Source organism: Erythrobacter sp. EC-HK427 (assembly GCF_902498745.1).
In the GTDB taxonomy this organism is placed as follows: domain Bacteria; phylum Pseudomonadota; class Alphaproteobacteria; order Sphingomonadales; family Sphingomonadaceae; genus Alteraurantiacibacter.
Window position 1 is genome coordinate 1,842,498 of sequence record NZ_LR701479.1, and the last position, 25,577, is coordinate 1,868,074.

At 63.7% G+C, this 25,577-nt stretch carries 33 protein-coding genes; 21 read left to right on the top strand and 12 right to left on the bottom strand.

Features of this window, described 5'->3' with window-relative positions; translation table 11 throughout:
• Positions 1 to 13: 13 nt before the first annotated feature.
• The 6 genes from GC121_RS09030 to pyrE form a co-directional block, all read right to left on the bottom strand.
• Complete coding sequence (locus tag GC121_RS09030; protein ID WP_234421174.1) at positions 14 to 1,153, bottom strand: AI-2E family transporter; 1,140 nt, start codon at positions 1,151 to 1,153, stop codon at positions 14 to 16.
• Entirely contained in the window at positions 1,150 to 2,022 is an 873-nt protein-coding gene (gene lepB / locus GC121_RS09035) for a signal peptidase I (protein ID WP_151973966.1), read from the bottom strand. The genes GC121_RS09030 and lepB overlap by 4 nt, the downstream gene beginning before the upstream one ends.
• Before the next feature lie 15 nt (positions 2,023 to 2,037).
• Positions 2,038 to 2,439, bottom strand: coding sequence for a holo-ACP synthase (gene acpS / locus GC121_RS09040; protein WP_151973967.1), 402 nt, complete (start codon positions 2,437 to 2,439; stop codon positions 2,038 to 2,040).
• Positions 2,440 to 2,557: 118 nt separating this feature from the next.
• On the bottom strand, positions 2,558 to 3,298 hold the full coding sequence (locus tag GC121_RS09045; protein ID WP_151973968.1) for a pyridoxine 5'-phosphate synthase: 741 nt from the start codon (positions 3,296 to 3,298) through the stop codon (positions 2,558 to 2,560).
• A 24-nt stretch (positions 3,299 to 3,322) separates the two neighbouring features.
• Complete coding sequence (locus tag GC121_RS09050) at positions 3,323 to 4,387, bottom strand: serine hydrolase (protein ID WP_234421175.1); 1,065 nt, start codon at positions 4,385 to 4,387, stop codon at positions 3,323 to 3,325.
• Positions 4,384 to 4,962 (bottom strand): orotate phosphoribosyltransferase, encoded by a 579-nt coding sequence (gene pyrE / locus GC121_RS09055; protein ID WP_151973969.1) that lies wholly within the window; start codon positions 4,960 to 4,962, stop codon positions 4,384 to 4,386. Before pyrE ends, GC121_RS09050 begins: the two co-directional genes overlap by 4 nt.
• A gap of 201 nt (positions 4,963 to 5,163) precedes the next feature.
• Here pyrE and coxB point away from each other — a divergent pair, with 201 nt between their 5' ends.
• The 11 genes from coxB to GC121_RS09105 all read left to right on the top strand — a co-directional run bounded on the left by coxB (position 5,164) and on the right by GC121_RS09105 (position 14,655).
• Positions 5,164 to 6,216: a cytochrome c oxidase subunit II gene (gene coxB / locus GC121_RS09060; protein WP_151973970.1), complete on the top strand. Its 1,053-nt coding sequence runs from the start codon at positions 5,164 to 5,166 to the stop codon at positions 6,214 to 6,216.
• 54 nt (positions 6,217 to 6,270) lie between these two features.
• Positions 6,271 to 7,995: a cytochrome c oxidase subunit I gene (gene ctaD / locus GC121_RS09065; RefSeq protein ID WP_151973971.1), complete on the top strand. Its 1,725-nt coding sequence runs from the start codon at positions 6,271 to 6,273 to the stop codon at positions 7,993 to 7,995.
• A gap of 150 nt (positions 7,996 to 8,145) precedes the next feature.
• Positions 8,146 to 9,111, top strand: a complete 966-nt coding sequence (locus tag GC121_RS09070) for a heme o synthase (RefSeq protein ID WP_151973972.1) — start codon at positions 8,146 to 8,148, stop codon at positions 9,109 to 9,111.
• Entirely contained in the window at positions 9,108 to 9,236 is a 129-nt protein-coding gene (locus GC121_RS15785; protein WP_255478891.1) for a hypothetical protein, read from the top strand. Before GC121_RS09070 ends, GC121_RS15785 begins: the two co-directional genes overlap by 4 nt.
• A complete protein-coding gene (locus GC121_RS09075) occupies positions 9,233 to 9,823 on the top strand; it encodes a cytochrome c oxidase assembly protein (RefSeq protein ID WP_151973973.1) in 591 nt (196 codons plus the stop codon). Before GC121_RS15785 ends, GC121_RS09075 begins: the two co-directional genes overlap by 4 nt.
• A gap of 67 nt (positions 9,824 to 9,890) precedes the next feature.
• Positions 9,891 to 10,790 carry a cytochrome c oxidase subunit 3 gene (locus GC121_RS09080; protein WP_151973974.1) on the top strand — a complete coding sequence of 300 codons (900 nt, stop codon included), beginning with the start codon at positions 9,891 to 9,893 and terminating at the stop codon, positions 10,788 to 10,790.
• Positions 10,790 to 11,320, top strand: a complete 531-nt coding sequence (locus GC121_RS09085) for a DUF3291 domain-containing protein (RefSeq protein ID WP_151973975.1) — start codon at positions 10,790 to 10,792, stop codon at positions 11,318 to 11,320. Before GC121_RS09080 ends, GC121_RS09085 begins: the two co-directional genes overlap by 1 nt.
• 7 nt (positions 11,321 to 11,327) lie before the next feature.
• Positions 11,328 to 11,684, top strand: a complete 357-nt coding sequence (locus GC121_RS09090) for a DUF983 domain-containing protein (RefSeq protein ID WP_151973976.1) — start codon at positions 11,328 to 11,330, stop codon at positions 11,682 to 11,684.
• Positions 11,681 to 12,307: an SURF1 family protein gene (locus tag GC121_RS09095; protein ID WP_151973977.1), complete on the top strand. Its 627-nt coding sequence runs from the start codon at positions 11,681 to 11,683 to the stop codon at positions 12,305 to 12,307. The genes GC121_RS09090 and GC121_RS09095 overlap by 4 nt, the downstream gene beginning before the upstream one ends.
• Before the next feature lie 42 nt (positions 12,308 to 12,349).
• Positions 12,350 to 13,762, top strand: coding sequence for a threonine synthase (thrC, locus tag GC121_RS09100; protein ID WP_151973978.1), 1,413 nt, complete (start codon positions 12,350 to 12,352; stop codon positions 13,760 to 13,762).
• Positions 13,762 to 14,655 carry a class I SAM-dependent methyltransferase gene (locus GC121_RS09105; protein ID WP_151973979.1) on the top strand — a complete coding sequence of 298 codons (894 nt, stop codon included), beginning with the start codon at positions 13,762 to 13,764 and terminating at the stop codon, positions 14,653 to 14,655. The genes thrC and GC121_RS09105 overlap by 1 nt, the downstream gene beginning before the upstream one ends.
• Before the next feature lie 27 nt (positions 14,656 to 14,682).
• Here GC121_RS09105 and GC121_RS09110 read toward each other — a convergent pair whose 3' ends face one another.
• Positions 14,683 to 15,555 carry a DUF1499 domain-containing protein gene (locus tag GC121_RS09110; RefSeq protein ID WP_151973980.1) on the bottom strand — a complete coding sequence of 291 codons (873 nt, stop codon included), beginning with the start codon at positions 15,553 to 15,555 and terminating at the stop codon, positions 14,683 to 14,685.
• Positions 15,556 to 15,717: 162 nt separating this feature from the next.
• Here GC121_RS09110 and GC121_RS09115 point away from each other — a divergent pair, with 162 nt between their 5' ends.
• The 5 genes from GC121_RS09115 to GC121_RS09135 are packed head-to-tail and all read left to right on the top strand — an operon-like array spanning position 15,718 to position 18,137.
• Positions 15,718 to 16,089: a dihydroneopterin aldolase gene (locus tag GC121_RS09115; protein WP_151973981.1), complete on the top strand. Its 372-nt coding sequence runs from the start codon at positions 15,718 to 15,720 to the stop codon at positions 16,087 to 16,089.
• The gene (locus GC121_RS09120) at positions 16,086 to 16,427 is read left to right on the top strand and encodes a Rossmann fold domain-containing protein (protein WP_151973982.1); all 342 of its coding nucleotides are present in this window, start codon (positions 16,086 to 16,088) and stop codon (positions 16,425 to 16,427) included. Before GC121_RS09115 ends, GC121_RS09120 begins: the two co-directional genes overlap by 4 nt.
• A 9-nt stretch (positions 16,428 to 16,436) precedes the next feature.
• On the top strand, positions 16,437 to 17,438 hold the full coding sequence (gene moaA / locus GC121_RS09125) for a GTP 3',8-cyclase MoaA (protein WP_151973983.1): 1,002 nt from the start codon (positions 16,437 to 16,439) through the stop codon (positions 17,436 to 17,438).
• Entirely contained in the window at positions 17,435 to 17,677 is a 243-nt protein-coding gene (locus tag GC121_RS09130; RefSeq protein WP_151973984.1) for a MoaD/ThiS family protein, read from the top strand. The genes moaA and GC121_RS09130 overlap by 4 nt, the downstream gene beginning before the upstream one ends.
• Position 17,678: 1 nt before the next feature.
• Entirely contained in the window at positions 17,679 to 18,137 is a 459-nt protein-coding gene (locus GC121_RS09135) for a molybdenum cofactor biosynthesis protein MoaE (RefSeq protein WP_151973985.1), read from the top strand.
• Here GC121_RS09135 and GC121_RS09140 read toward each other — a convergent pair.
• Both GC121_RS09140 and GC121_RS09145 read right to left on the bottom strand, forming a co-directional pair.
• Positions 18,128 to 18,811 carry a Crp/Fnr family transcriptional regulator gene (locus GC121_RS09140; RefSeq protein WP_151973986.1) on the bottom strand — a complete coding sequence of 228 codons (684 nt, stop codon included), beginning with the start codon at positions 18,809 to 18,811 and terminating at the stop codon, positions 18,128 to 18,130. The genes GC121_RS09135 and GC121_RS09140 overlap by 10 nt on opposite strands.
• Complete coding sequence (locus GC121_RS09145; protein WP_151973987.1) at positions 18,808 to 19,314, bottom strand: hypothetical protein; 507 nt, start codon at positions 19,312 to 19,314, stop codon at positions 18,808 to 18,810. The genes GC121_RS09140 and GC121_RS09145 overlap by 4 nt, the downstream gene beginning before the upstream one ends.
• Positions 19,315 to 19,546: 232 nt before the next feature.
• Here GC121_RS09145 and rplU point away from each other — a divergent pair, with 232 nt between their 5' ends.
• The 3 genes from rplU to GC121_RS09160 all read left to right on the top strand — a co-directional run bounded on the left by rplU (position 19,547) and on the right by GC121_RS09160 (position 21,041).
• Positions 19,547 to 19,975 carry a 50S ribosomal protein L21 gene (rplU, locus tag GC121_RS09150; protein ID WP_151973988.1) on the top strand — a complete coding sequence of 143 codons (429 nt, stop codon included), beginning with the start codon at positions 19,547 to 19,549 and terminating at the stop codon, positions 19,973 to 19,975.
• Between the two features lie 13 nt (positions 19,976 to 19,988).
• On the top strand, positions 19,989 to 20,258 hold the full coding sequence (gene rpmA / locus GC121_RS09155) for a 50S ribosomal protein L27 (protein WP_151973989.1): 270 nt from the start codon (positions 19,989 to 19,991) through the stop codon (positions 20,256 to 20,258).
• Between the two features lie 234 nt (positions 20,259 to 20,492).
• Entirely contained in the window at positions 20,493 to 21,041 is a 549-nt protein-coding gene (locus GC121_RS09160) for a GNAT family N-acetyltransferase (protein ID WP_151973990.1), read from the top strand.
• A 4-nt stretch (positions 21,042 to 21,045) separates the two neighbouring features.
• Here the strand turns inward: GC121_RS09160 and GC121_RS09165 are convergent, their stop codons facing one another.
• Complete coding sequence (locus GC121_RS09165; RefSeq protein WP_234421176.1) at positions 21,046 to 21,876, bottom strand: metal-dependent hydrolase; 831 nt, start codon at positions 21,874 to 21,876, stop codon at positions 21,046 to 21,048.
• Between the two features lie 140 nt (positions 21,877 to 22,016).
• Between GC121_RS09165 and GC121_RS09170 the strand changes: the two genes are divergently transcribed.
• On the top strand, positions 22,017 to 22,613 hold the full coding sequence (locus GC121_RS09170; RefSeq protein WP_151973992.1) for a TetR family transcriptional regulator: 597 nt from the start codon (positions 22,017 to 22,019) through the stop codon (positions 22,611 to 22,613).
• A gap of 164 nt (positions 22,614 to 22,777) precedes the next feature.
• On the opposite strand, the gene GC121_RS09175 is transcribed toward GC121_RS09170, so the two are convergent.
• Positions 22,778 to 23,503 (bottom strand): folate-binding protein YgfZ, encoded by a 726-nt coding sequence (locus GC121_RS09175; RefSeq protein WP_151973993.1) that lies wholly within the window; start codon positions 23,501 to 23,503, stop codon positions 22,778 to 22,780.
• Between the two features lie 102 nt (positions 23,504 to 23,605).
• Between GC121_RS09175 and pyrC the strand changes: the two genes are divergently transcribed.
• Positions 23,606 to 24,643: a dihydroorotase gene (gene pyrC / locus GC121_RS09180; RefSeq protein WP_151973994.1), complete on the top strand. Its 1,038-nt coding sequence runs from the start codon at positions 23,606 to 23,608 to the stop codon at positions 24,641 to 24,643.
• Here the strand turns inward: pyrC and rarD are convergent.
• Entirely contained in the window at positions 24,631 to 25,542 is a 912-nt protein-coding gene (rarD, locus tag GC121_RS09185) for an EamA family transporter RarD (RefSeq protein WP_151973995.1), read from the bottom strand. The two genes, pyrC and rarD, sit on opposite strands and share 13 nt — an antisense overlap.
• Between the last annotated feature and the right edge of the window lie 35 nt (positions 25,543 to 25,577).

A 25,577-nucleotide genomic window follows, 5' to 3' on the forward strand; every position in this document is an offset into this window, starting at 1 on the left:
CGTGTAGAGAAACTTACGCAGGGTTATTCTCCATATAGGGTATCCGGCTTTGCCGCCGGGCTTCATCCTGTGCATCGTTTGCCGCGGCTCTTTGTTCCAGCGCGACCTTGATCATCGCGAGGAGCGGATCGGCCAGGAACAGGCCGAGAATGCCGAACAATATGCCCATGATAAGCTGGAAGCCGAGCACCAGAGCAGGGGCGAGGTCGACCGTTTTGCGGGCAATCAGCGGGATGACGAAATAGCCGTCGATATTCTGCACCAGCAAATAGACGACAATCGTGTAGAGTCCCATCTCCATCCCGCCGCTAAAGCCCACCAGCACCATCAGGGCACCCGATACCAGCGCGCCGATATTGGGAACGAAGGCCAGCAGGCCGGTCAGGATGGCGAGCAGCGCGGCCATCGGGATCTCGTCGCCGGTGACAAGGCCGTAGCCCACCAGCATCGCGTAAGTGAACACGCCTTCGAACACCATGCCCACCAGCCGTCCGAACATCAGCCGCCGCATGGTGTAGCCCATCCGCTCCACCGTGACGTGGAAATCGGCGCGCTGGGTTTTGGGCAGAATCCACGCAACGCCGCGCTCGTAAAGCCGCGGTTCGGCGGCGACATAGATGCCGATAATGGCGACAATCACCAGTGTGGTGAGCGCGCCGAACACGCCGCCAATCGCACTGGTAATCAGTCCCGCGCCGGACATGACCTGATTGATGATCGTTTCCGCATTGTCCTGATTGACGGCAAAGCCCTGCTCGCTGAGCCAACCGAGAAACAGGTCGAACTGTTCGCTGACAATGGCGGGAAATTGCGCCGCTTGCCGCGATATTTGCGTGCCCGCAAAAAGGCTCAGCCACACAAGGAAGCCGACCAGCGACAACAGCACAATGGCGATCCGCACACCGCGCCCCACGGGCAGCACGCGGCCGAGCAGGCGCGCGCCGCCATCGATCATCGCGGCGAACACCATCGCGCCGAAAATCACCAGCAGGCTTTGCGAGATATAGACCGCGAGCAGCGACAGCCCGATCACGCCCATCCAGATCAGCGCCTTGGCGAACTCCATCCTGAGTTCGGGATTGCTGATGCGCGCGGGGCTGGCCCCCATCGGGGCGTCGGTGTCCTTGTCGGCCTTGGACGGTTTGCCGCTCACTCGGTGCTTCCTTCGCCTGGCTGTCCGCGCAATTCAGGACGCAGAGTGCGCCAAGCGCGCTCGCCGCGCAAGGCATCCCACCAGGTGAGCGGATTATAGGTCGAGGAGCCGTCGAGCGAGAAGGTGATAAATTCCGCCCGCCCGCCGACATCGGCCAGCGGCACCGGCCCGCCAAGCCCCAATTGGCCGAAGCCTGCGGGCGCGCGGCTGTCTGCCGAATGGTCTCGGTTGTCGCCCATCAGGAAGACATGGCCATCGGGCACGGCCACCGGCGCCATATTGTCGAGATACTGCTCGGTATGGTCGATCACCAGATAGCTCGCGCCATTGGGCAGCGTCTCGCGGTAGGTCGGCGGCTCGTAGACCTGGCTGCCGTCTTCCAGCGTGACGCGATAGGGCTCGAACGCGGACAGGCACGGCGTGCCATCGCACAGATTGTCGTTTCCGGTGCTGAGCCGCACGGGCACTTCGACTTCGCGCGGCACCATTTCGCCATTGAGGATGATCCGCCCGTCCACCAGCGCGATGGTATCGCCCGGCAGCGCGACGACGCGCTTGATATAGTCCTGCTCGCTATCGGGCGGGACGAGGATCACCACATCGCCATATTCGGGCGCGGCGGGGGCGATGCGCCAATCATCGCGCGGGAAGACGCGGAAGGTCGCCGAAACCCAGCTCCAGCCATAGGGATATTTGGACACGATCAGCCGGTCGCCCACCAGCAGATTGGGCACCATGCTGGCGCTGGGGATGTAGAACGGCTTGGCGATGAAGGTGTGGAACACCAGCACGGCGAGCAGCATCAGGGCGAGGCCACGCAATTCGGCCCACCAGTTGATGGCTTCATCCTGTTTTTTGGCATCGCTCATGGGCGAGGGGCGTTTCTATTCGGGCAGCGCTTCAAGAATGACGAAGGCCTGTGCCCATGGGTGATCGTCGGTGAGAGTCAGATGAACGGTGACGCGGTGCCCCGGCGGGGTGAGCGCATCGAGCCGTTCCTTCGCGCCGCCCGTTAGCGCAAGCGTGGGCGCGCCGGAAGGGGCATTCACGACGCCGATATCTTTCATGAACACGCCGCGCTTGAACCCGGTGCCCACCGCCTTGCTGAAAGCTTCCTTGGCGGCGAAACGCTTGGCATAGGTGCCCGCCTGCGTGTGCGTTCGTTTGGCAGCCTTGGCGTTCTCGACATCGGTAAAGACGCGCGCGGTAAATCGCTCGCCCCAGCGATCGAGCGAATTCTGGATGCGCTCGATATTGCAGAGGTCGGAGCCGAGGCCGATGATCACGACGATCCCCCCAGATCGTCGCCCCGGACTTGATCCGGGGTCCCGCTGCCTTCTTGGCTAGGGCAAAAGAAAGCGGGTTCCCGGCTCGGGGGCCGGGATGACGGGGTTGGGCGAACCGTCACCGCGCCAGATCCATCAGTTCGCGCATTTTCAGTACCGCAGGCTCCAGCCCGTCGAAAATCGCCTCGCCGATCAGGTAGTGCCCGATATTCAGCTCGGCGAGCTGCGGGATGGCGGCGATGGGCTGGACATTGTCATAGGTGAGCCCGTGGCCCGCGTGGGGCTCGATCCCGTTTTTCGTGGCGAGCGCGGCCATATCGGCGATGCGCTTCAGCTCGCGCGCCACTTTCTCGCCATCGGCATCCAGCGCGGCATGGGCATATTCGCCGGTGTGGAATTCCACCACAGGCACGCCCAATCGCAGCGCCGCATCCAATTGCCGCTCGCTCGCTTCGATAAACAACGACACGCGAATGCCCGCATCCTGCAACGGGCCGACGATGGAGGTGAGGTGATTGTCCAGCCCCGCCGCGTCCAGTCCGCCCTCTGTCGTGCGCTCCTCGCGCTTCTCGGGGACGATACAGGCGGCGTGGGGGCGATGGGCAAGCGCAATGGCGAGCATTTCGCGCGTCGCCGCCATTTCCAGATTGAGCGGCAGATCGGTCGCATCCTGGATGCGCTTCAGGTCGTCATCGCGGATATGCCGCCGGTCTTCACGCAGATGTGCCGTAATCCCGTCCCCTCCGCACGCCGCCACAATCTGCGCCGCGCGAACCGGATCAGGATGATCCCCGCCGCGCGCATTGCGGATGGTGGCGACGTGATCGATATTGACGCCGAGGCGGAGGAAGTTGGTCATAGCGCGCGCGCCCCTATAGCAAACTCAGCGGCAAGCCAATTCGGCAAGCGTATCGTGCATGGGGCCTGCCCCCGTCCAGATTTCGCCGAAGTCGAAGTCCGGCTGGTCGGTTGCGATGGCCACCGCGATGCCGAGATCGGGCAAGATGACGTTGCGTACTTGGTATTCGGCGATTCCGCCGCGCCGTTCGATGATCCGCACCGGCATATCACAACCCGCCAACGGCACTTCGAACGACCACTGGCCAAGCGCCATGTAGCCGAGCGCCGGGTCGCCTTCCCACAGCCGTTCGCGCCATTCTGCGCCCAGCAATGTGCCGTCCATCAATGCGCGGTCGAAGGCCAGCATGTCGTCGAGCGGGCCGACGAGGCTTGCTGCCGCGCCATATCCGGCAATGCGGCTGGCGGCGAGATCGGTTCGCGCGGCGAATTGCCGTTCGCTCCCGCGCTCGAAAAATCCGGTGTTGATCCAACCGGAGTCGAGGCCCACCCCCTGCGCCAGCAACAGATCAAGACTGGAATCGGTCGCCGCCTCCAGCAGCGCGCCAAGCACGACGTAATCGCAGTTGTTGTAGACCCAGCTCCCTTCCGCAGGCGCCTCGCCTCTTCCGGTGCAGAATGCCAGCGGGTCGCCGGAACTAGTGTAGAAGGAGGGGAAGCCGTTGGCATCGGGTGCGGTATCATCCGGGTTGGGCAGTCCGCTGCGATGGCGCAAAAGGTCTTCGACCGAGATCTCCCGTCCGCGCAATCGGGGCACGAACTGGCCAACGTCGCTCCCCAGCGAAAAAGTGCCTTCTTCCACTTCGCGCATAACCAGAACCGCGATCACCTGCTTGGTGACGGATGCCCATGGCCAGCCCTCGACCGTGCGGGTGGCGGCCTCTTCCGGCTCGGTCGGGCCGTAATAGATGGTGTCCGGCTTGCCGGGCACACTGAAGGCGGCATCGCCGGCAAATCCGCTTTCAACCAGAACGGCGTAAGCGCGGGCATCGGCGTCCTGCGTTTCGAAGGAGCCGAGGTTTGGCGTCGCACAACCAGCCAGCGCCGCAGCGAGCAAAGCGGCGAGGGGCAGGGTGCGGGGTAGGTTCACTTCCGGCTCCCCGGCTTGGTAATCTCTATCGCGGCCAGTTCTGCCGGCACTTCGTCCGCCGCATAGGTTGGGAAGTCGATGTCGATCAGCGGGAAGAAGGGCACGCCCAGATCGGCGGAGCCGTTCGAGCGGTCGACCAGCGCCACCTCCGCCAGCACTTCGCCGCCTTCGCGCGCCACGGCGGCGATTGCCTCGCGGCTGGAAAGGCCGGTGGTGACCACGTCCTCCACCATCAGCACTTTCGCGCCTTCGGGCAATGCAAAGCCGCGGCGTAGGTGGAACACGCCGTCGGGCCGTTCGAGGAACATCGCATCTAGATGCAGCGCGCGGCCCATTTCGTGGCCGATAATCAGCCCGCCCATCGCTGGCGACACCACGGCATCGAGCGAATCGATGATCTCGCCGGGGATTTTCGCCGCCAGCGCCTCTGCCAGACGGGCGGCCCGATGCGGGTTCATCAGCACCCGCGCGCATTGCAGATAATGCCCGCTATGGCGGCCCGAGGAGAGCTTGAAATGCCCTTCCAGCAGTGCGCCCGATGCGCGGAATTCGGCAAGAACCTCGTCTGTCGTCATGCTGCTGAAAGCTCCTGCCTTTTCCTGACTTTGCCAAGCTGGGACAAAGGGCCGCATAGACCCTGTCGAAAAAAGTCCCTAGAGGCGCTTGAGGCACGGGGCAACCATGCGTATAGGCGCGCCAAACGCGGCATTAGTCCACCGCGTACGGGCTGCTATCAGGTGTGGTGACCCGGGAACGATAATGGGAAGACCTTTGGTATGACGTTCGGCGACTTCGCCCGCACCCCGCTGCAAAAGCTCGCTATGATGCTGGCAGCATTCTCGATGATTGCAGCGCCCGCGCTCGCGACCGCACAGGACGCCGTGGTGGAAGAAGCGGTGGTGGAAACCGCAACCGCTCCCGCCACCGAAGCAGCGCCTGCTGACGAAGCGGCAGTGGCGGCAGAAGCGCCCGCGTTCGAGCATTTCGGTGCCGACATGATCAAGGGCCAGCCCGAAGCGGGCGGGATCGATTTCCAGCCGCAGTTCACCGCCGACGGGCAGTTCGCGCATGATATGCACAATTACCTGCTGATGCCGATTATCACCGTCATCAGCCTGTTCGTGCTCGGCCTGCTGCTGTGGGTGATCGTGCGTTACCGTCGCAGCGCCAATCCGGTTCCGTCGAAAACCAGCCACAACACGCTGATCGAGGTTATCTGGACGGTTGTGCCGGTTATCATCCTTGTGGTGATTGCGGTACCTTCCATCACGCTGCTGGCGCGCCAGTATGAAACCCCGCCGGAAGACGCCATCACCATCAAGGCCAATGGCTACCAGTGGTATTGGGGATACGAATACACCGACAATGGCGGCTTCGAAGTGATCTCGAACATGCTGACCGCCGAAGAAGCGCTGGACACTCGTGAGCCGTTCCAGCTCGCGGTCGATAACCGCATGGTCGTGCCCGTGGGCGTGCCGCTGCGCATCCAGACCTATGGTGCGGATGTGATCCACTCCTTCGCCATCCCTTCGCTGTGGTTCAAGCTCGACGCTGTGCCGGGCCGCATCAACGAGCGGATGCTGCTGATCGAGGAAGAGGGCATTTATTACGGCCAGTGCATGGAACTGTGCGGTTCGCGCCACGGCTATATGCCGATCGCGATCGAAGCGCGCAGCATGGAAGATTACAACGCCTGGGTGCAGGCGCAGGGCGGGCAGACGCGCGAGCAGATCGCTGCGGAAGCGGCGGCTGCTGCGGCTCCGGCTCCCGCTGCTGAAGAGGCTCCGGTTGTCACTGGCGCCGAAGCAGCCGTGCCTGCTGCCGAGTAAGACGCAGCCCGAACCGAATTACGACGACGAAATACAAAGCAAGGTCCGCAAATCATGGCTACTACTGCCGAAGCTTTTGAAGCCCATCACGACGATCACGCGCATTCGCACGCCGATCACAAGCCGGGTTTCTTCGCCCGCTGGTTCATGTCGACCAACCACAAGGATATCGGTACGCTGTATCTGATCTTCGCGATCATCGCGGGGATCATCGGTGGTGCGATTTCCGGCTTCATGCGCTGGGAACTGGCTGAGCCGGGCCTGCAGATCATGGGCCAACTGGTGAACGCGATGGGCGGTGACGGCTCCAGCTTCGACCAGCAGGGCCATATGTGGAACGTGCTAATTACCGCGCACGGCCTCATCATGGTCTTCTTCATGGTGATGCCCGCGATGATCGGCGGCTTCGGCAACTGGTTTGTGCCGCTTATGATCGGCGCGCCGGACATGGCGTTCCCGCGCATGAACAATATCTCGTTCTGGCTGACCGTGGCGGGCTTTATCTCGTTGCTGTTCTCCATGTTCGTCCCCGGTGGCCCGGGCGGCGTGCTGGGGGCAGGCACGGGCTGGACGGTGTACGCGCCGCTGTCGACATCGGGTTCGGAAGGCCCTGCGGTCGACTTCGCGATCTTCTCGCTGCACCTTGCGGGCGCGGGCTCGATCCTTGGCGCGACCAACTTCATCACCACCATCTTCAATATGCGCGCGCCGGGTATGACGCTGCATAAGATGCCGCTGTTCGTGTGGTCGGTGCTCGTCACCGCCTTCCTGCTGCTGCTCGCGCTGCCGGTGCTGGCCGCTGCCATCACCATGCTGCTGACCGACCGCAATTTCGGCACGACCTTCTTCGATCCGGCGGGTGGCGGTGATCCGGTGCTCTACCAGCACCTGTTCTGGTTCTTCGGCCACCCCGAAGTCTACATCATGATCCTGCCGGGCTTCGGCATGATCTCGCAGATCATCGCGACCTTCAGCCGCAAGCCGGTGTTCGGCTATCTCGGCATGGCCTACGCCATGGTCGCCATCGGCGTGGTCGGCTTCATCGTGTGGGCGCACCATATGTACACGGTCGGCCTCAGCGTGAACGTGAAGATGTACTTCACTGCCGCCACGATGGTGATTGCGGTGCCGACCGGCATCAAGATCTTCAGCTGGATCGCGACCATGTGGGGCGGTTCGATCACCTTCAAGTCACCGATGGTATGGGCGATGGGCTTCATCTTCCTGTTCACCGTTGGCGGTGTGACGGGTGTGGTGCTGGCCAATGGCGGCATCGACGATAACCTGCACGACAGCTACTATGTGGTGGCGCACTTCCACTACGTGCTGTCGATGGGCGCGGTGTTCTCGATCTTCGCGGGCTTCTATTACTGGTTCCCGAAAATGAGCGGCCGCTGGCACAGCGAGATGCTCAGCCATCTGCACTTTTGGGTGTTCTTCATCGGCGTGAACGTGATCTTCTTCCCGATGCACTTCCTGGGTGTGCAGGGTATGGCGCGCCGTTACCCCGACTTTAACGAGGCGTTCGCCTACTGGAACGAGATCGCCAGCTACGGCTATCTCATCATGGCTGCCTCGATGGTGATCTTCTTCGTCAATATCGGCTACGCGCTGGTTGCCGGTCGCCGGGCGGAAGGCAATTACTGGGGCGAAGGCGCGACGACGCTCGAATGGAGCCTGTCGAGCCCGCCGCCGTTCCACCAGTTCGAAACGCTGCCGGTGATCGAAGACCACCACGATGCGAACGACCATATCAGCGCGAAGCCGGCAACCGCTTGATGCATATCCCCTCCTCTTCAGAGGAGGGGCAACGAGACTTGGCGGCTTTGCCGCCTAGTCGCAGTGGGGTGGTGCGGGAACGCAATGCGACCTGACGGTCGCACAACCACCCCCGACCCCTCCTTTGAAAAGGAGGGGGGAGATTGGAAGATGAGAGCCACAACTGCCAAGGATGTCGATCAGGTCGCGCTTGCCGTTAGTCCGGCCGCTGTGCCTGTTGCCATGCCGGCGGACTGGCGCGACTTCTTCGCGCTGACCAAGCCCAAGGTCATGCGGCTGGTGGTTTACACCGCCCTGTGCGGCCTGCTTGCCGCGCCGGGGAACATCCACCCCGTGCTCGGCTTCACCGCCATCCTCTGCATCGCGCTGGCCGCCGGGGGCGCAGGCGCGCTCAATATGTGGTGGGAAGCCGATATCGACGCGAAGATGAAGCGTACATCGGCCCGCCCTCTGCCGCAGGGCAAGCTGCGCCGCGAGGATGCGCGCGATTTCGGGCTCGCCATGTCGGGTTTCAGCGTAATGGTGATGGGGCTGGCGATCCACTGGCTCGCCGCCGCCTTCCTTGCCTTCAGCGTGTTCTTCTACGTCGTCATCTACACTATGTGGCTGAAGCCGCGCACCCCGCAGAACATCGTCATCGGCGGCGCGGCTGGCGCGTTCCCGCCGCTGATCGGGTGGATCGCGGTGACGGGCGAGGTTACCTGGATGCCGGTGCTGCTGTTCGCGATCATCTTCATGTGGACGCCGCCGCATTTCTGGGCGCTGGCGCTGTGGGTGAAGCCCGATTACGCTGCGGCCAACATCCCGATGATGCCCAACGCGGCAGGCGAAGTTTCCACCCGCCGCCAGAGCCTTGTCTACTCCGCACTGCTGCTCCCGCTCAGCGTCACGCCTTGGCTGATCGGGGAAACAGGCGCGATTTACGGCATTTCGGCGCTTATTCTATCGGGCATTTTCCTCGCGCTCACCGTGCCTATCGGCCTGCGCCGCAGCGTTGAGGGCGACGGGATGAAGCCGGAAAAGAAGCTGTTTGCCTATTCCATCCTCTATCTCTTCGTCCTGTTCGGCGCGCTGGTGCTTGATCGTGTGCTGGCACAATGGGGAGTGATCGCATGACGCCCGAAGAGGAAAAGGAATTCCTCCGCCGCCGCAAATCGCGCAACGCCGTGTTCGGCCTTGTGCTGCTGGCGATGGTGGTGCTTTTCTACGCCATCACGATTGTCCGGATTGGCCAGCAATGACGACGCAAACGCTCGACACCCGCAACCGCAAGACGATGGCCCAGATGTTTGCGCTGGCGCTGGGAATGCTCGGCCTCGGCTTTGCTGCCGTGCCGCTGTATGATCTGTTCTGCCGCGTCACCGGTTTTGGCGGCACCACGCAGGTCGCCAGCGAAAGCGAAGCGCGGCTTGCCTCGATGCTCGGTCTGGAGGCGGGCGCGCCCGAATATTCGATCCGCTTCGATGCCAATACCGCGCGCGATCTGCCGTGGGAATTCACGCCGGTGCAGGTGACCGACACCGTCACCATCGGCCAGCGCGATATGGCGTTCTACACCGCGCGCAACACCTCCGACCGCCCGATCACCGGCACCGCGACCTTCAATGTCGAGCCGGAGCAGGCGGGGCGCTATTTCAACAAGATCCAGTGCTTCTGCTTTACCGAACAGACGCTGCAACCGGGCGAGGAAATCCGGATGCCGGTGCTCTATTTCATCGACCCGCGCGCGCTGGAAGACGAGAATATGCAAGGGGTGGAGCAGATCACGCTGAGCTACACCTTCCACGAATCCACCACCTCACGAAACCCGACGGACAATGACAGCTAAGCCCCTAGACCCGCGCGTTTGCGGGCATTAAGGGCAGGGCATAAACACCAAGGATCAGGACAGTCCCATGGCCGGCGCCAAGAACCACGATTACCACATTCTCGATCCCGATATCTGGCCGCTGATCGGCGCGATGTCGGCGGTTATCTTCACCACCGGCATGGTGTTTTTCATGCACCATGTGCCCGCGACCGAAGACGCGCCCGCGCAGTTCGGTTTCTGGCCGGTTGTGCTCGGCCTCGGCATTGCCGGACTGATCGCCACCTTCTTCGGCTGGTTCTCCAAGGTCGTGAACGAAGCGCAGCGCGGTGACCACACGCCGGTGGTGCAGCTGCATATGCGATACGGCATGATCCTGTTCATCGCTTCGGAAGTGATGTTCTTTGTCGGCTGGTTCTGGGCGTTTTTCGATTTCGCCCTGTTCCCCGATGCGCTGCGCGTCTCTGCCGCCGGAACGCCGGAGCAGGCAACCGAGCTGCTGACCGGCACCGCAGGCGCAGTCGCGTCGCTGGTTCCGGAAGGCATGGAAGTGCTCGACGCCTTCAGCCTGCCGCTGCTCAACACGATCATCCTGCTGTGTTCGGGCACCACGGTGACCTGGGCGCACCACGCGCTGATCCATGGTGACCGTGAAGGCCTCAAGCAGGGCCTGTGGCTCACCATTCTGCTGGGCGCGCTGTTCACCGCCATCCAGGCCTACGAGTACAGCATCGCACCGTTCAACTTCGGCCAGAACACCTATTCGAGCGCCTTCTACATGGCGACCGGCTTCCACGGCTTCCACGTACTGGTCGGCACGATCTTCCTGATCGTCTGCCTCGTGCGCACCTATAAGGGCCACTTCACGCCCAAGCAGCATTTCGGATTCGAAGCGGCGGCGTGGTACTGGCACTTCGTTGACGTGGTGTGGCTGTTCCTCTTCATCGCTGTTTACGTTTGGGGCGGTTGGGGCGCAGAGGTCCACTAATGGCAGAGCGCTATCGGGACGCGCCGGAGAACGGCTGGCATCTCGCGCAGATCAATATCGGGCGGCTGATAGCGCCCCAAGGCGATCCGCGAGTCCAGCCATTTTTCGATGCGCTTGACCGGATAAACGCGCTGGCAGAAACCTCTCCGGGCTTTGTGTGGCGGCTCAAAGACGAGACGGGCCATGCAATGGATATCCGCTACTCGACTGATCCGTTGCTTGCTGTCAACATGACAGTGTGGCGCGACGCGGATGCGCTGTTCGACTTCGTCTATCGCAGCGCACATACGCCAGTTATGGCGCGACGCCGCGAGTATTTCTCCCGTATGGATGGCGCCTATCAGGCGCTTTGGTGGATCCCGGCGGGAACCCGGCCCACGGTAAATGACGGGCTGGCCAAATTATGGCTACTCGATCAGGAAGGGCCAACGCCGCTGGCCTTTACTTTCAAAAGCCGCTTCCCCGCTCCGGGAATGGAAGGGCCGCCAGTCGATCACAAGCCTGATCCTTGGTGCATGGGGAACGCCTGAGGGCGTGATGGACCGCCGCGCATTTGAAGGACGCTGCCCGCGCTGTAAGGCGGGGGCGCTGTTTGCAGGGCCGGTGAAGTTCGCCGACCGGTGCGAGAATTGCGGGCTAGACTATACGACCTTCAATGTTGGCGATGGCCCGGCGGCTTTTCTGACGATGATCGTGGGCGCGGTGGTGGTTGCGCTGGCGCTGTGGGTGCAACTGGCTTTCGAACCGCCATGGTGGGTGCACGTAATCCTGTGGTTGCCGCTGATCCTGCTCGGCGTGGTCGGCGGCTTGCGGCTGGCGAAAGGCTGGTTGCTCACCACCGAATACAACCGCAGCGCCGAAGAACACCGCATCGACGGGAGCGGCCCGCAATGACATGGCGTGATGTTCCCGTGCTCCCGACGATCGTGGTGCTGGCCGCCGTCGCTACCATGATCGCGCTCGGCGTGTGGCAATTGGGGCGGGCGGACGAGAAGAATGCGCTAGTGGCGCGGTATGAGGCGGCAATCGCCGACACTGAACTGGTGACCTTTCCTGTGGCGTCGCAGTCTGCCGCTGAGTCCGTGCTCTATCGGCAGAGCCGCATTGATTGCGCGTTTTCCAGCCAGCCCCGTTCCGTAGCTGGCCGCAGCGAGAGTGGCCGCTCCGGGTACGTGCATATTTTCCTTTGCGGAATCAACAACGGTCCGCCTAGCGCGGATCGCACCGCATACGTCCAGATAGGCTGGTCAGAAAGCCCGAACGCTCCCGCTTGGCAAGGCGGTGAAGTGAGGGGGCGTATCGCTCCCAATCGTGAAGGTTTTGCCAAACTGGTCGCCGACCCGCCGCTTGCAGGCCTCGAACCCTCCGCCCAACCCGACCCCAACGACATCCCCAACAACCACCTCGCCTATGCCGGCCAGTGGTTCCTCTTCGCGCTCACCGCGCTGCTGATCTACGGCTTCGCGCTGCGCAGCAAGCTGCGCGCCAAGCGGAAGGGCGCGGGTGGGCAAGAATAGCTTGCTTGCCGCGCAGCATTCGCAACGCTAACGCGCGCCACAATGAAATATATCTCCACCAGAGGCAGCGCGCCCGCGCTCGATTTTGAAGGCGTCACGCTGGCGGGGCTCGCCAGCGATGGCGGGCTGTATGTGCCGGAAAGCTGGCCGCGTTTCAGCGAAGGCGAGATCACCGCGATGGCGGGCTTGCCCTATGCCGAACTCGCCGTGCGGGTCATGGCACCGTTCACCGCCGGATCGCTGACTGAAGAGCAGCTGCGCGCGCTGTGCGAAGGCGCCTATGGCCGTTTCTCGCACGATGCCGTCACCCCGCTCACCCAGTTCGACCAGCAGCACTGGCTGCTCGAACTGTTCCACGGCCCGACGCTCGCCTTCAAGGACGTGGCGCTGCAATTGCTCGGGCGGCTGTTCGAGCATTTCCTTGAGAAATCCGACCGCCATTTGACGATTGTCGGCGCGACCAGCGGGGATACCGGCAGCGCGGCGATTGATGCGGTGGCGGGGCGCGAGCGGGTCGATATCTTTATGCTCCACCCTGAAGGCCGGGTGAGCGATGTGCAGCGCCGCCAAATGACGACCGTGCTCGCCCCCAACGTCCACAATATCGCCATTAGCGGCAGCTTTGACGATGCGCAGGCGATGGTGAAGGCGATGTTCGTCGATCCCGCGCTGGCCTCTTCGCACGGGGGGCGCTTCCACATCGGCGCGGTCAATTCGATCAACTGGGCGCGGTTGATGGCGCAGGTCGTGTATTACTTCGCCGCCGCGCTGCAACTGGGCGCGCCGCAGCGCAAGGTCGCCTTCAGCGTGCCGACGGGCAATTTCGGCGACGTGTTCGCGGGCTATGTCGCGGCGCAAATGGGCTTGCCGATCGAGCGGCTGATCGTCGCCACGAACGTGAACGACATTCTCCACCGCGCACTCTCCACCGGCGACTATTCGGCGGGCCACGTCACCCCCACCGCCGCGCCGAGCATGGATATTCAGGTCTCCAGCAACTTCGAGCGTCTGCTGTTCTGCGAAGGCGGGCGCGATGGCGCGGCGCTGGCGGAGCAGATGCGCGGGTTCGAAGCGACCAAGGCGATGCAGCTCACCAACGCCCAGCGGCAGGGCGCGGCGGCGCTGTTCACCAGTGCGCGGGTGGACGAGGCGCAAATGGCGCAGGCGATGGCCTATGCCGCTGCGCATTATGGCGAGATCATCGATCCGCACACCGCGATTGGCCTGCACGCCGCGCGCGAGGTGGGAGTCGACCCTGCGGTGCCCGTAGTAACGCTCGCCACCGCGCATCCGGCCAAGTTCCGCGACGCGGTGGAGCGGGCGACCGGCGCGCGGCCCGCGCTCCCCAAACGGGTAGGCGATCTGTTCGAGCGCGAGGAACGCTACGATTCGCTGCCGGGCGACTATGCCGCGGTGCGCGATTACGTGACGGCGCGGGCGACGCAGAGCGCCTGATGGCTGATCTTGCCCCCCAGCCCATCATCATGGCGGGTGAACCGTGGGCGGATTATGGCCTGATCGATTCGGGCAATGGCCGCAAGCTCGAACGCTACGGCCCCTACCGCTTCATCCGACCCGAACCGCAAGCCATGTGGCAACCGCGCCTCCCCGAGGCCGGGTGGCAGGCGCATGGCGAGTTCATTCCCGGCAGTGACGAGGATGGCGGCGGGCGCTGGCATTTCACCCGCGATGTTCCGCCAGAAGGCTGGCCGCTCAAATGGAACGAGGTAACCTTCACCGCGCAATGCACGCCGTTCCGCCATTTGGGGTTCTTCCCCGATATGGCTCCGGTGTGGGACTGGATGCGGGGGCAATTGGCGGGCCGCGAAGACGCGCAGACGCTCAACCTCTTCGGCTACACCGGCGTCGGCTCGCTGGCGCTGAGCGCGTGCGGGCCGGTTACCCATGTCGATGCGAGCAAGAAATCGGTGGCGCAGGCGCGCGAGAACGCGGCGCTTTCAGGGATGGACGACAAGCCCGTCCGCTGGCTGATCGACGATGCGGGCAAGTTCACCGCGCGCGAAGTGCGGCGCGGCAACCGCTATGACGGGATCATCCTCGATCCCCCCAAATTCGGGCGCGGGCCGAAGAACGAGACCTGGCGGCTGGAAGAATCGCTCCCCGGCCTGATTGGCGATTGCCGGCAATTGCTCGATGCCGACAGCCGCTTCCTGTTTCTCACCGTCTACGCCGTGCGGATGAATGCGCTCGCCATCGCCGGGCTGCTCGACGAGGCCTTCGCCGATCTGCCCGGGCGCGTGGAATATGGCGAACTGGCCGTGCGGGAAGACAGCGAAGCGGGCCGTCTGTTGCCGACCGCTATTTTCGCGCGCTGGTCCAATTCCTGACCCCCGCTCTGGGCGCGCGAAGGCCCGCTAGTTGGACGCGCGCAAATCGTTCAGAAACGCCTCGATCCGCGCGGCGTTATAGCCCAGATCGCTCCCGCCCACGCGGCTGACGCTGCGCATATCAACGCGGGTTGACCCGTCGGCAATCGGGGTGGCTTCGACAATCACGTCATCATAGAAGCGGATAAAGCCTGCGGTTGCAGTCGCTTCCAACCGACCGGCTGCGGGCGAATATTCGGCAATCTCCCAGCCGCGTGCCTCAGCCAGAGCGTGCGCATCGGCGATCACCAGTTCGGGCGACTTGTTGATGATGACCGGTTCGATATTGGGATAGCTCTCACGGTGTGCGGAGCGCCACGCCTCGATATCGCCGTCATGCACATCCAGATTGTCCTCGCGCAGGGTCAACGTCTGGAATGCGGGCGGATCGTCCACATCGGTGCTGATATCGTGCATGAAGGGTGCGCTGCGGGCGGGGGCAATCACCTGCGTGTAGAACACGCCGAGCATGACCACTGACAGCACCAGCGCCAAGGGGTTGCGCCAACCCGCGCCGCGCTTGCGCAGCATCCCGATAGCGATGCCGATCACCGCAATCACGGCCAAGGCCGCGAAAGGATACATCGTCATCATAAATCCGCGAAAGCCGGACAGTTTGTCGATGATGTCGTATCGGGCCAAGACAAGCGAACCGAACGCGATCACCAGCATGATAACAGCGCCGCCATGGGTGAAATTGCCGATCCACCGCGTGAGCTTCGACGGCCCTTGCGCAGCGAGTTCCGGCGCGACCGCTTCGGTAGCAGACGCATCGGGCTGAATGCCTGCCGTGGTTGCTTCGGGCGACGTAGTATCGTGTGTGGTCGCTTCGGGCGTGGTGTTCTCTGGCGTATCGGCCATGGCGTGCTTCCCCTGAATGTTCTGCTTTATGTTTTGCTGTATCGCGTTCTTCGCCAACGGGTTTGGCCCCGCAAGGGTTCCGCGTCAATCGCCAGCACGGCTCCGTCCCGCCCGCCAACACCGCTTGCAAACCCGCGCCCGCGCTGTAAGGGCGCAAAGCCTATGGCCGACAGCCTTTATCTCGAGCTCGTCGATTTCGAGCATGATGTGTACACCGGTATCTTCTCCGAGGAGACCGGCAAGCCGCAGCCTTTGCGCTTCACCGTGCGCGCGCGGCTGAAATCGTTGCCCTTTTACGATCCCGAAACCCCGCTCGACGAGAGCAAGAATTACATGGATCTGAAGGATGCCTGCTCGGTCGGGCTGGGCACGCGGCATTACAAGCTGATCGAGGCGGTGGCGGATCACATCTGCGAAACGCTGTTTGCGCAGGACGTGCGGATCGAGGAAGTGCAGGTCAAGATCGTCAAACTGGCGCTGACCGAACGCCACGAACAAATTGGTATCACGCTCACCCGCGAGCGTCCGGCTTGAGCGCGCAGCGCGTGATGGCGCGCGGCCTGCCCGCAAAGCCGCTCGATGCCGCAGCGGAATTTGCCGCCCGCTTCCTCCCCAAAATCCGCGCGGCTTTGCCCGCCGATATCGTCATCCTGTTCGATCCGGCGGACCATCCGCACGATAGCTGGCGCCGTGCGATGGTCGAGGAGCTGGCGCGCGAGGCTGTGCCGGGGCGGGTGAACGCGGTTGTCGGCATGGATGTGGCGGCGGTGGAGGAAACGGTGGCCTTCCTCGAACGCGCGCCCGGCGTAACCGGACAGGTCTTCACGACGAATGACGCTGTGACGCATGACGGGACGCCCGTTTCCCGCTAACAGGATTGCATGACCCAGCACGCGCCCCTGATCGACCGTTTCGACCGGCGCGTGACCTATCTGCGCCTCTCGGTGACCGATCGCTGCGATTTGCGCTGCACCTATTGTATGCCCGAGCGGATGCAGTTTCTGCCCAAGGCCGACGTGCTCAGCCTTGAGGAGCTGGAGGTGTTGGCGAAGGGCTTCATCGCGCGCGGGATCAGCAAAATCCGCCTCACTGGCGGCGAGCCGCTGGTGCGGCGCGATGTCATGCAATTGGTGCGCGCTTTGGGGCGCGAGCTCGGCAACGGTCTGGACGAGCTGACGCTCACCACCAATGCCATGCAGCTGGCGACCTATGCCGAATACCTTGCAGCGGCGGGTGTTGAGCGGATCAATGTCAGCCTAGACACACGCGATCCGGCTCTGTTTGCACAGCTCACGCGGCGTGACGGGTTGGAGCGGGTGCTGCACGGCATTGCCGCAGCGCGCGCGGCGGGCTTGCGGGTGAAGATCAACACCGTGGCGCTGAAAGACCAGAACGAGGGCGAAATCCCCGCGCTGATCCGCTGGGCGCATGAGCATGGCCATGATCTGACGCTGATCGAAGTCATGCCGCTGGGCGAAGTGGAAGGCGAGCGGGTCGACCACTTCCTGTCGCTCACGGCGGTGCGCGCCGCGCTGGAGAAGCATTTTACGCTCACCGACCTGCCCGACAGCACGGGCGGCCCCTCGCGCTATGTGCGGGTGGAAGAGACGGGCGGCAGGCTCGGCTTTATCAGCCCGCTGACCAACAATTTCTGCGCCGGCTGCAACCGCGTGCGCGTGACCGCGACGGGGCAGCTCTACGCTTGTCTCGGCGGGGCGGAGCAGGTGGATTTGCGCGAGGCCTTGCGTTCCGATGCGCCCGAAGCGCGGCTCGCTGAAGCGCTCGACACTGCGATGCAGATCAAGCCCGAGCGCCACCACTTCCGCATCGCCGAGGGCGAAGGCCCGGCGCTCGCGCGGCATATGTCGGTGACAGGGGGATGACCGTCACTCTCGTCTTCCTCGGCAAGCTGGCCGACCTTGCGGGAGCGGCGGAGCGCGAAGTCTCCGCACCGCTCGACTGGCCGCAATTGCTCGCCGCGCTCGAACCCGGTCTGCAATCCGCCATCGCCGCCGACACCACGCGAATCGCGGTGGATGGCGTGCTGCTGGCGGACAAGACCGCGCTCCATGCCGCAGCGGGAAGCGAAGTCGCTTTCCTCCCGCCGGTGAGCGGAGGCTGAGATGGCGATTACCGTCCGTCTGCTCGATGCCCCGATGAATCCGGGCGCGATGATCGGGCCGTTCACCAATGCCCATCCGGGGCTGGGCGGGGTGTGCACCTTTGTCGGCGAAGTGCGAGGGGGAGAAGGCGCAGAGGCGCTCGAACTGCTCCACTACGCGCGCATGACCCTGCCCGGTATGGAGGCTTTGGCCGAGCGGGCAAACACGCGATTCGGCCTGATGGGCCTGCTCATGCTCCACCGCACCGGCGTGATGTATCCTGGCGAGCCGGTGGTGCTGGTGTCAGCCGCCGCCCTGCATCGCCGCGCCGCCATCGACGCGGTGGACTTCTGCATGGACCATCTGAAAGCCGAAAGCTGGTTCTGGAAGCGCGAGCAGCGCGGCGGGGAGTGGCACTGGATCGAACCGCGCGCGGATGATTACGCTGCTCTGGCGCGCTGGCAATCGCCTCAGGCGTAGCCGCTCAATTGCGCCGGATTGACCAGCTCGATCCCGCGCGTTCCCCTCCGCTTGAGCGCGCCGGTCTTCTCCAGCGCGGACAGCGCGCGGCTGACCGTTTCGATGGTCAGGCCGAGCATATTGGCCATCTCCCCGCGCGTCAGCGGCAGATCAAACTCGCGTGCGGGGTGGCACGAGGTATCGCTCGCCGCGCGGGCCAGCGCCAGTATCAGCCCGCCCACCTGCTCGCCCGCGCTACGGCCCGACCCCAGCGCCAGCAGATCGCGCGCTGCGTGCAGATCTTCCTGGCTGCGGCGGAACAGCGCAATGGCAAGGTCAGGATAAGCACCCAGCGCGCGCTCCATATCGCCGCGCGCGAACAGGCAGACTTTCGACGCTGTCAGCGCCACCACGTCATATTGCGGGAAGGGAGCGAACAATTCGCCGACAAACCCGGCGGGGTGAATCAGCGCGAGGATGCGTTCATTGCCCTCGGCATCATATTGCGTGACCTTGAGCGCGCCGCTGACCAGCGTGGCGCAGGCCGAGTTTTCGTCGCCCGCGCTGAACAGCGTTTCGCCGCGCGCCAGCTTTTTCGTGTGGCCCGCGCGGGCGAGTTCGTCGCGCTCGGCCTCGGTCAACACCGCGCAGGCGGCGCTGTCGCGGACGGGGCATTCGGCGCAAGCGGTGGTCATGGCTGCACCGTGGCGAGCAGTTCGCTAATCACAGCGTTCTCCTGCTGCAAGAGCCCGGCAATCCCGTCGCGCGCCTCCTCGACACCGGCAATTGCCTCCCCCGCGCTGGAGGTATCGACATAGATCCGGTCGAGATCGGCGAGCGCGATCATCAAATCGCCGCGATGGCCTTCCAGCACCGCTATGGCGACTTGCGCCTGCGCCCAGCTTTCGCTGCCCGGACTGCTGCCGCGCGCGGCATTGCTGCGGCGGCGGGCGAGCGGTTCGTCAGCGAGGAAACCGTTATGCGCGGCCAGCGCGCGGCGTTCCAGCTCGGCAATTTGCGCCAGCGTATCGGCAGGCAAGGGGGCGGGGGTGTAGGCGCGCGCCTCGGCTGGGGCCATGCTGCCGACAAACCGCTCCGCATCGCGGATGGCGAGGGAGGGATAGTCTTCGGCAGGCGCTGCGCACGCGGTGAGTGCTGCAATGCTCGCGAGGTGGACCAGGACACGGGCTTGCTTCATTGCGGGGCAACCCTATCGTGTGCGTCCGGCGATTTCCAGCAAAAGCGGGGATCGGCAAAAAGGGACAGAAAAAGCGCGGCCCGAACGCCATCTCGCGGTTGACAGGGGCAGGCGCATACCCTAACGGCGTCGCTCTTGACGGTGCCCTTTCGGGCGCCCTTTTTGTTGTTGCCCCGGCGTGGATTGCTTCCGGGTCGGGCGCGGGAACACCAGATAAACGGATTATAGCACCATGTTCGCAGTAGTGCGCACGGGCGGCAAGCAGTATCGCGTCGCCGCCGGAGACAAAATCGCGGTTGAAAAGCTGGCAGGTGATGCCGGTGAAACGATCGTGCTGGACGATGTTCTGCTGGCCGGCGAAGGCGCCGACTTTGCGGACGCTTCGAAGATCACGGTTTCGGCCGAAGTCATCGCCCAGGCGAAGAGCGAAAAGGTGATCGTTTTCAAGAAGCGTCGCCGCCACAACTATCGCCGCAAGGCCGGTCACCGCCAGCAGATGACGCTGCTGCGCATCACGGCTGTGGGCGAAGCCAAAAAGGCGCCTGCGAAGAAGGCTGCGGCCAAGGCTGACGATGCCGCTCCGGCTGCGGAAGCCAAGAAGGCTCCTGCAAAGAAGGCACCGGCCAAGAAGGCCGCCGCCAAGAAGACTGACACGAAGTAAGGACTGACGGACCATGGCACATAAAAAAGCAGGCGGTTCATCGCGTAACGGTCGCGACTCAGCCGGTCGCCGCCTTGGTGTGAAGAAATTCGGCAGCCAGGAAGTGATTCCGGGCAATATTATCGTGCGTCAGCGCGGCACGAAGTTCTACCCGGGTGTCAATGTCGGCATGGGCAAGGACCACACGCTGTTCGCGCTCGAAGCGGGCCGAGTCCGCTTCCACGATGGCAAGCTGGGCCGCAAATACGTCTCTGTCGACGTTATGGCGCAAGCTGCCGAGTAATCGGACGATCCGCGAAAGGGGCCGTCCACCGGGATGGCCCCTTCCGGAGCTCAAAAATCCGGAAAGCTGGAAGGAGATGGGGCCGCCCCGTCTCCTTTTTTGATTCTCCTTCCCCCGCATGGCTCTGGCCGCCGCATTTTTTGCACTGCGCAACAAAGTTGCAGTCTGCCAGACTCATTATTGCAACACCGGCCTGCAATGGAGGCGCTCGCCGGTATCCGAGGGAGAAGACCGATGTTCATGCGTACCGAGCGGCTGTTTCTGCGGCCTGTGTTTTCCGAAGACTGGCGCGACGTGTATCGCGGCATTGCGGATGAAAATGTCGTCCGCAATCTCGCCCGCGCACCGTGGCCCTATACCGAGGACGATGCCCGCCAATTCTGCGCGAAAGCGAATGACGGCGAAGGGCACAGGTTCGCGATCACCCTTCCCCAAGCGAAGGGCGCTCCGGTTATCGGACTGATCGGCTATGATCTGTCAGCGGATGGCGGCTATGAACTCGGCTACTGGATCGGCAAGGCATGGGAAGGGCGCGGCTTCGCGACCGAGGCCGGGCGCGGCGTGCTCGAATCGACCGACGCGCTGGGTATAGAGACCATGGCGGCAGGCCATTTCATCGACAATCCCGCCAGCGGGCGCGTGCTGCGCAAGCTGGGCTTCACCGATACCGGAGAGATCCGCCCGATGCGCAGCGCCGGGCGCGGCGGCGCGCAGGTTCCATGCCGTCGCTTTGTGCGGGTGGCGGGTCAAGACTGCGCCAGCTATCACCCCGCTGCGGCCTGAGCGATCAGGCGGCGGCGGGGGCGCGTTGCGGGTCGTGCGCTCCAGCGGAGGCGCGGCCTGCCTGCTCCATTTCCCACCCGGCAATCAGATAGCGGTCATCATGATCCCATGGGTGGAAGCCGGGGCGGAAATAGCGCAGCCAGTTGCGCGCCACGCGGCGCAGCAGGCCGGGTGAATAGACGAGATAGGCGAACAGCTTCCAGCGCGCCGCCCATGTGCCGATCCCGTCCTGCCGCATCAGCTCGATCGCATCGGTGGAGCGGTTGCGGGTAAAGCGGATGCTGACAATCAGCATGAGCAGGCAGCGGAAACGCCAGCGCTTGAAGGCAGACCAGTCGCGCGTCGCGTGGAGGAAGGTGTCAAAAGCCACCGCCTTGTGGTCGATCTCCTCCACCGAATGCCACAGCCACAGATCGATATCGCCGATCCCGGCGGGCGTCAGCTCGTCGCGGTTGGTGAGAAATTCGTGCGCGAAAATCGCGGTGAAATGTTCGAGCGCGCAGGTAATGCCAAGCTGCGCAATCGGTCGCAGCGATTGCGTCATCGCCACCAGATTTTTCACCCGCGCATCGATATGGGTGAGGTCATAGCCCGCTTCCTCCACCGCGCGGTTGAAGGCGAGGTGTTCGCGGCTGTGATTGACCTCCTGCTTGATGAAATCGCGGATTTCCTCTGCCAGCTTCTCCGGCACACCGTCGCGGTGCTGGCGCACGGCATCGATAAACATCGCCTCGCCGCGCGGGAAACTGGCCGAAAGCGCGGCAAACCAGGCGGCGGCGACGGGATCGACCCCGCGCTCGCGCCGCTGGCCACGGGCAAAGCGTTGATCACGCACGGTTAGCTGGTGGTGGTCAGGTGTGCTGGCTTGCAAGCGGGCATGGGCAGTCATAACGTGGACCCTTATATCACACTGGTCTTCCCGTCACAGAGTGGCATCCGTGAACTGACACTGCTGTTAATAGGTAACTGACACGTATGTCAACAAGAAAGCGCCTGAGCCCCGAGGAAAGCCGCGCCGCCGCGCTCGAAGCCGCGCGGGCGCTGCTGATCGAGGCGGGGCCGCAGGCGGTGACGCTAAAGGCAGTCGCGGCGCGAATCGGGCGCACCCACGCCAATCTGCTGCACCATTTCGGCAGCGCGGCGGGCTTGCAGAAGCAGCTGGCGGCGCATCTCGCGGGCACCGTTTGCGAATCGATTGCCGATGCGGTGCGGGCGACCCGCGCCGGAATCGGTTCCCCGCGCGAGGTCGTCGATCTCACTTTCGATGCCTTCGGACGCGAAGGCGGCGGCGCGCTGGCAAGCTGGATGCTGGCATCGGGCAATGAAGACGCGCTCGATCCGATTATCGAGACGATTCACACGCTGGTGCACGATTTGCGCCCCGAAGAAGAGCATGACAGCACCGATCTCGCGATGCACGAGACGACTTTCACGCTGGTGCTGCTGGCGCTGGGCGATGCGCTGGTGGGCGAACAGCTGGCCGATTCGCTCACCGTCAATCGCAGCGTGGTGCGCGAACGGGCGACCGAAATGCTGATCGCCGCCTTTGTGAAGAACGGGGTGCGGGTTTAGGTCCTTGCAAGGGAAACCCGTGCGTGTTGAGCCTTTCGAACGAAATTGAGCCTCCGACCCAAATACCGACTGCCCTGAGCTTGTCGAAGGGCTGCACTTCTTTTTGAGCCTCGCACGGGGCTTAAAGAAAAAGCAGTCCTTCGACAGGCTCAGGACGGACGGGTTTAGGAGGTGGTCAGCTCCATCCACCCCGGCACCAGATCCGCCGGAATATCCTCCACCCGCAAGTGATCGACCCCGAGCCCGAGCTGCGGATACTCCACCTTGCGCCGCTTCTCTTGCGAGAGCGCCAGCGGAACCACCACCAGCCGCCGGTTGACCTTGCTCCGCCAGTTCATCCGCGCGGTGTTTTCCTGCCCGATATAGCAACCCTTGGTGAAACTGACCCCGTTCAACTCGACCGCATTGGTTTCCAGCCAGAGGATATCGCCCATGTCGCTGCGCCCCTCCGGCACGCCCAGTTGGAGCCGGTGCGCCAGATAGGCGTCGTCCACCGCCGCGTCCTCGCTTGCCGCGCCGATGCGGCGATTGCCGAGCGCGGGCAGGCGGGGATCGGCGGTGAAGCCTTCTGTGTGCGTATCGCTCCAAAACACGCCAAGAGCCTCGTCCACCGCAATCGCCAGCTTACGGCGCAGGCGGTAGAGCGAGAGGCGCTTCGCCAGTTCCTCGGCCAAAGCGGCCTCGCAGTCGAGCAGCACGTCCGCCCCGTCGCGCCACACCAGCATATCGAACAAGGTCTTGCCCTGCGCGCTCAGCAGCGCGGCATAGGCGGGCGTGTCCCCCGTCACATCATTGGTAAGCAGACCTTGCAGGAACGCGGCAGCATCCTCGCTTGGCTCCAGCGGCGAAACGCGCACCACCGCGCGATTGGTCAAACGGCCCATTGTCATGCGCTGCAAAGTGGTGTTCCGATGGCTGGTGTGCAAGCGCCCCTGTCCTACACGCTCCGTGTGTGGCAAGGGCGCCAACTATCACTGGTCACTCGGGTAAAAATGACAAAAATTCTCAAAATCCGCCGCCCTGACGACTGGCACCTGCATTTCCGCGATGGCGACATGATGCGCGATGTGGTGCCCTACACAGCACGGCAGTTTGCCCGGGCGATTGTCATGCCCAACCTCACCCCGCCCATCACCACGGTGGAGGCAGGCCGCGCCTATCGCGAGCGTATTCGCGCGGCGGTTCCATCTGGCTTAGCGTTCGAGCCGCTGATGACCTGCTACCTCACCGACAATCTCGACCCCGAAGAAGTGCGGCGCGGCTTTGCCGAGGGCGTGTTTACCGCCTGCAAACTCTACCCCGCAGGCGCGACCACCAATTCGGACAGCGGCGTAACCGATGTGGCGAATATTCGCGGCGTGCTCGAAGTGATGGCGGACATCGGCATGGTGCTATGCGTCCACGGTGAAGTGACGCATTCGGACATCGACATTTTCGACCGCGAGGCGGTGTTCATCGAGCAAGTGCTGCGCCCGCTGCTGGCCGATCTGCCCACGCTCAAAGTGGTGTTCGAACATATCACCACCGAGGAAGCGGTGGCATTCGTCCAAGCCTCCGGCCCCAATGTCGCCGCGACGATCACGCCGCAGCACCTGCACATCAACCGCAACGCCATGCTGGTGGGCGGGATGCGGCCGCACAATTACTGCCTGCCCGTCGCCAAGCGGGAGAAGCACCGACTGGCACTGCGCAAGGCGGCGACGAGCGGCAACCCGAAGTTCTTCCTCGGCACCGACAGCGCCCCGCACGCCCGCCACGCCAAGGAAAGCGCCTGCGGCTGCGCAGGGATATTCAACGCACCCTTCGCGCTGGAAAGCTATCTCGCCGTGTTCGACGAAGAGGGCGCGCTCGACCATTTCGAAGGCTTTGCCAGCCTCCACGGCCCCGCCTTCTACGGCCTGACGGTGAATGCGGAGACGGTGACGCTGGAAAAGCGCGATTGCGTCGTGCCCGAAATGCTCAGTGCAGCGGGCGAGGAGATCGTGCCGTTCCACGCCGGACAGACATTGGGGTGGACTTACGCGGGCTGAGCGGGCTTGCGCGATTTGCGGAACAGATCCCAGCTGAACAGCGCAACCGCGCTCCAGATGACGATAAAGCTGATGAGCTGCGCCAGCCGCAATTCCTCGCCGAACACGGTCAGGCCGAGGACGAACATCATAGTCGGCGCGAGGAATTGCATCAGGCCGATCACCGAATAGGGCAAGGCCCGCGCGGCAGTGGCGAAGAACAGCAGCGGGGTTGCGGTGACGACGCCAGCGCCGATTATCGCAGCGGTTTCCAGCGCGTCGCGCCCCAGCGCGGTTCCGGTGGAGCTTTCGATCCACAGCAGATAGCCCGCGACAATCGGGAAGAGGATAGCGGCTTCGACAGTCAGCCCGACCAGCGCCCCGGCAGCAACGGTTTTGCGCAGCAGGCCGTAAATGCCGAAGGAGAAAGCGAGCAGCAGGCTCACCCACAACGTTGTCGGCGCACCCGCTGCCAGCGCGCTTACACCGATGGCAGCGAGGCCCACCGCGCTCCATTGCATCGCCGAGAGCCGCTCCTTGAGGAGGACAACGCCGATCATCATGCTAACCAGCGGAAGGATGTAATAACCAAGGCTCGCCGCGAACACGAAGCCGTTCTGCACCGCCCAGATATAGCCGAGCCAGTTCACCGCGATCAGCGCCGCCGTGCAGAAGAGGATGCGCAGCACTTGCCCGCTGCGCAGCACCTGCCGCAGTTCGGCGCCACGCCCCATCAGCAGGACGAGCAGCAGGCACACCGGCAGGGTGAAAAGCGTGCGCCAGGCGACGAATTCGACCGCCGGCACGTCTTTCACCAACACCAGATACAGCGGCAGCAGCCCCCATATCGTGTAGGCGGTAAGGGCGTAGGCAAAGGCCTGCCCCTGGCTCGTTTCGGCGGTGGCAGGGGCTGGCGTCATCGCGCGGGGCGGTAGGCGAGGGGCGGGCGCGGCGC

Coding starts and splice junctions, on each gene's coding strand:
- GC121_RS09095 (WP_151973977.1), top strand. CDS start 11,681: ATGACATGGCGTGATGTTCCCGTGCTCCCGACGATCGTGGTGCTGGCC.
- moaA (WP_151973983.1), top strand. CDS start 16,437: ATGACCCAGCACGCGCCCCTGATCGACCGTTTCGACCGGCGCGTGACC.
- rarD (WP_151973995.1), bottom strand. CDS start 25,542: ATGACGCCAGCCCCTGCCACCGCCGAAACGAGCCAGGGGCAGGCCTTT.
- GC121_RS09080 (WP_151973974.1), top strand. CDS start 9,891: ATGGCCGGCGCCAAGAACCACGATTACCACATTCTCGATCCCGATATC.
- thrC (WP_151973978.1), top strand. CDS start 12,350: ATGAAATATATCTCCACCAGAGGCAGCGCGCCCGCGCTCGATTTTGAA.
- GC121_RS09130 (WP_151973984.1), top strand. CDS start 17,435: ATGACCGTCACTCTCGTCTTCCTCGGCAAGCTGGCCGACCTTGCGGGA.
- pyrE (WP_151973969.1), bottom strand. CDS start 4,962: ATGACGACAGACGAGGTTCTTGCCGAATTCCGCGCATCGGGCGCACTG.
- GC121_RS09175 (WP_151973993.1), bottom strand. CDS start 23,503: ATGACAATGGGCCGTTTGACCAATCGCGCGGTGGTGCGCGTTTCGCCG.
- GC121_RS09090 (WP_151973976.1), top strand. CDS start 11,328: ATGGACCGCCGCGCATTTGAAGGACGCTGCCCGCGCTGTAAGGCGGGG.
- rplU (WP_151973988.1), top strand. CDS start 19,547: ATGTTCGCAGTAGTGCGCACGGGCGGCAAGCAGTATCGCGTCGCCGCC.
- GC121_RS09115 (WP_151973981.1), top strand. CDS start 15,718: ATGGCCGACAGCCTTTATCTCGAGCTCGTCGATTTCGAGCATGATGTG.
- GC121_RS09105 (WP_151973979.1), top strand. CDS start 13,762: ATGGCTGATCTTGCCCCCCAGCCCATCATCATGGCGGGTGAACCGTGG.
- GC121_RS09145 (WP_151973987.1), bottom strand. CDS start 19,314: ATGAAGCAAGCCCGTGTCCTGGTCCACCTCGCGAGCATTGCAGCACTC.
- rpmA (WP_151973989.1), top strand. CDS start 19,989: ATGGCACATAAAAAAGCAGGCGGTTCATCGCGTAACGGTCGCGACTCA.
- GC121_RS09075 (WP_151973973.1), top strand. CDS start 9,233: ATGACGACGCAAACGCTCGACACCCGCAACCGCAAGACGATGGCCCAG.
- GC121_RS09070 (WP_151973972.1), top strand. CDS start 8,146: ATGAGAGCCACAACTGCCAAGGATGTCGATCAGGTCGCGCTTGCCGTT.
- lepB (WP_151973966.1), bottom strand. CDS start 2,022: ATGAGCGATGCCAAAAAACAGGATGAAGCCATCAACTGGTGGGCCGAA.
- GC121_RS09110 (WP_151973980.1), bottom strand. CDS start 15,555: ATGGCCGATACGCCAGAGAACACCACGCCCGAAGCGACCACACACGAT.
- ctaD (WP_151973971.1), top strand. CDS start 6,271: ATGGCTACTACTGCCGAAGCTTTTGAAGCCCATCACGACGATCACGCG.
- GC121_RS09160 (WP_151973990.1), top strand. CDS start 20,493: ATGTTCATGCGTACCGAGCGGCTGTTTCTGCGGCCTGTGTTTTCCGAA.
- GC121_RS15785 (WP_255478891.1), top strand. CDS start 9,108: ATGACGCCCGAAGAGGAAAAGGAATTCCTCCGCCGCCGCAAATCGCGC.
- GC121_RS09085 (WP_151973975.1), top strand. CDS start 10,790: ATGGCAGAGCGCTATCGGGACGCGCCGGAGAACGGCTGGCATCTCGCG.
- coxB (WP_151973970.1), top strand. CDS start 5,164: ATGACGTTCGGCGACTTCGCCCGCACCCCGCTGCAAAAGCTCGCTATG.
- pyrC (WP_151973994.1), top strand. CDS start 23,606: ATGACAAAAATTCTCAAAATCCGCCGCCCTGACGACTGGCACCTGCAT.
- GC121_RS09045 (WP_151973968.1), bottom strand. CDS start 3,298: ATGACCAACTTCCTCCGCCTCGGCGTCAATATCGATCACGTCGCCACC.
- GC121_RS09135 (WP_151973985.1), top strand. CDS start 17,679: ATGGCGATTACCGTCCGTCTGCTCGATGCCCCGATGAATCCGGGCGCG.
- GC121_RS09170 (WP_151973992.1), top strand. CDS start 22,017: ATGTCAACAAGAAAGCGCCTGAGCCCCGAGGAAAGCCGCGCCGCCGCG.
- GC121_RS09140 (WP_151973986.1), bottom strand. CDS start 18,811: ATGACCACCGCTTGCGCCGAATGCCCCGTCCGCGACAGCGCCGCCTGC.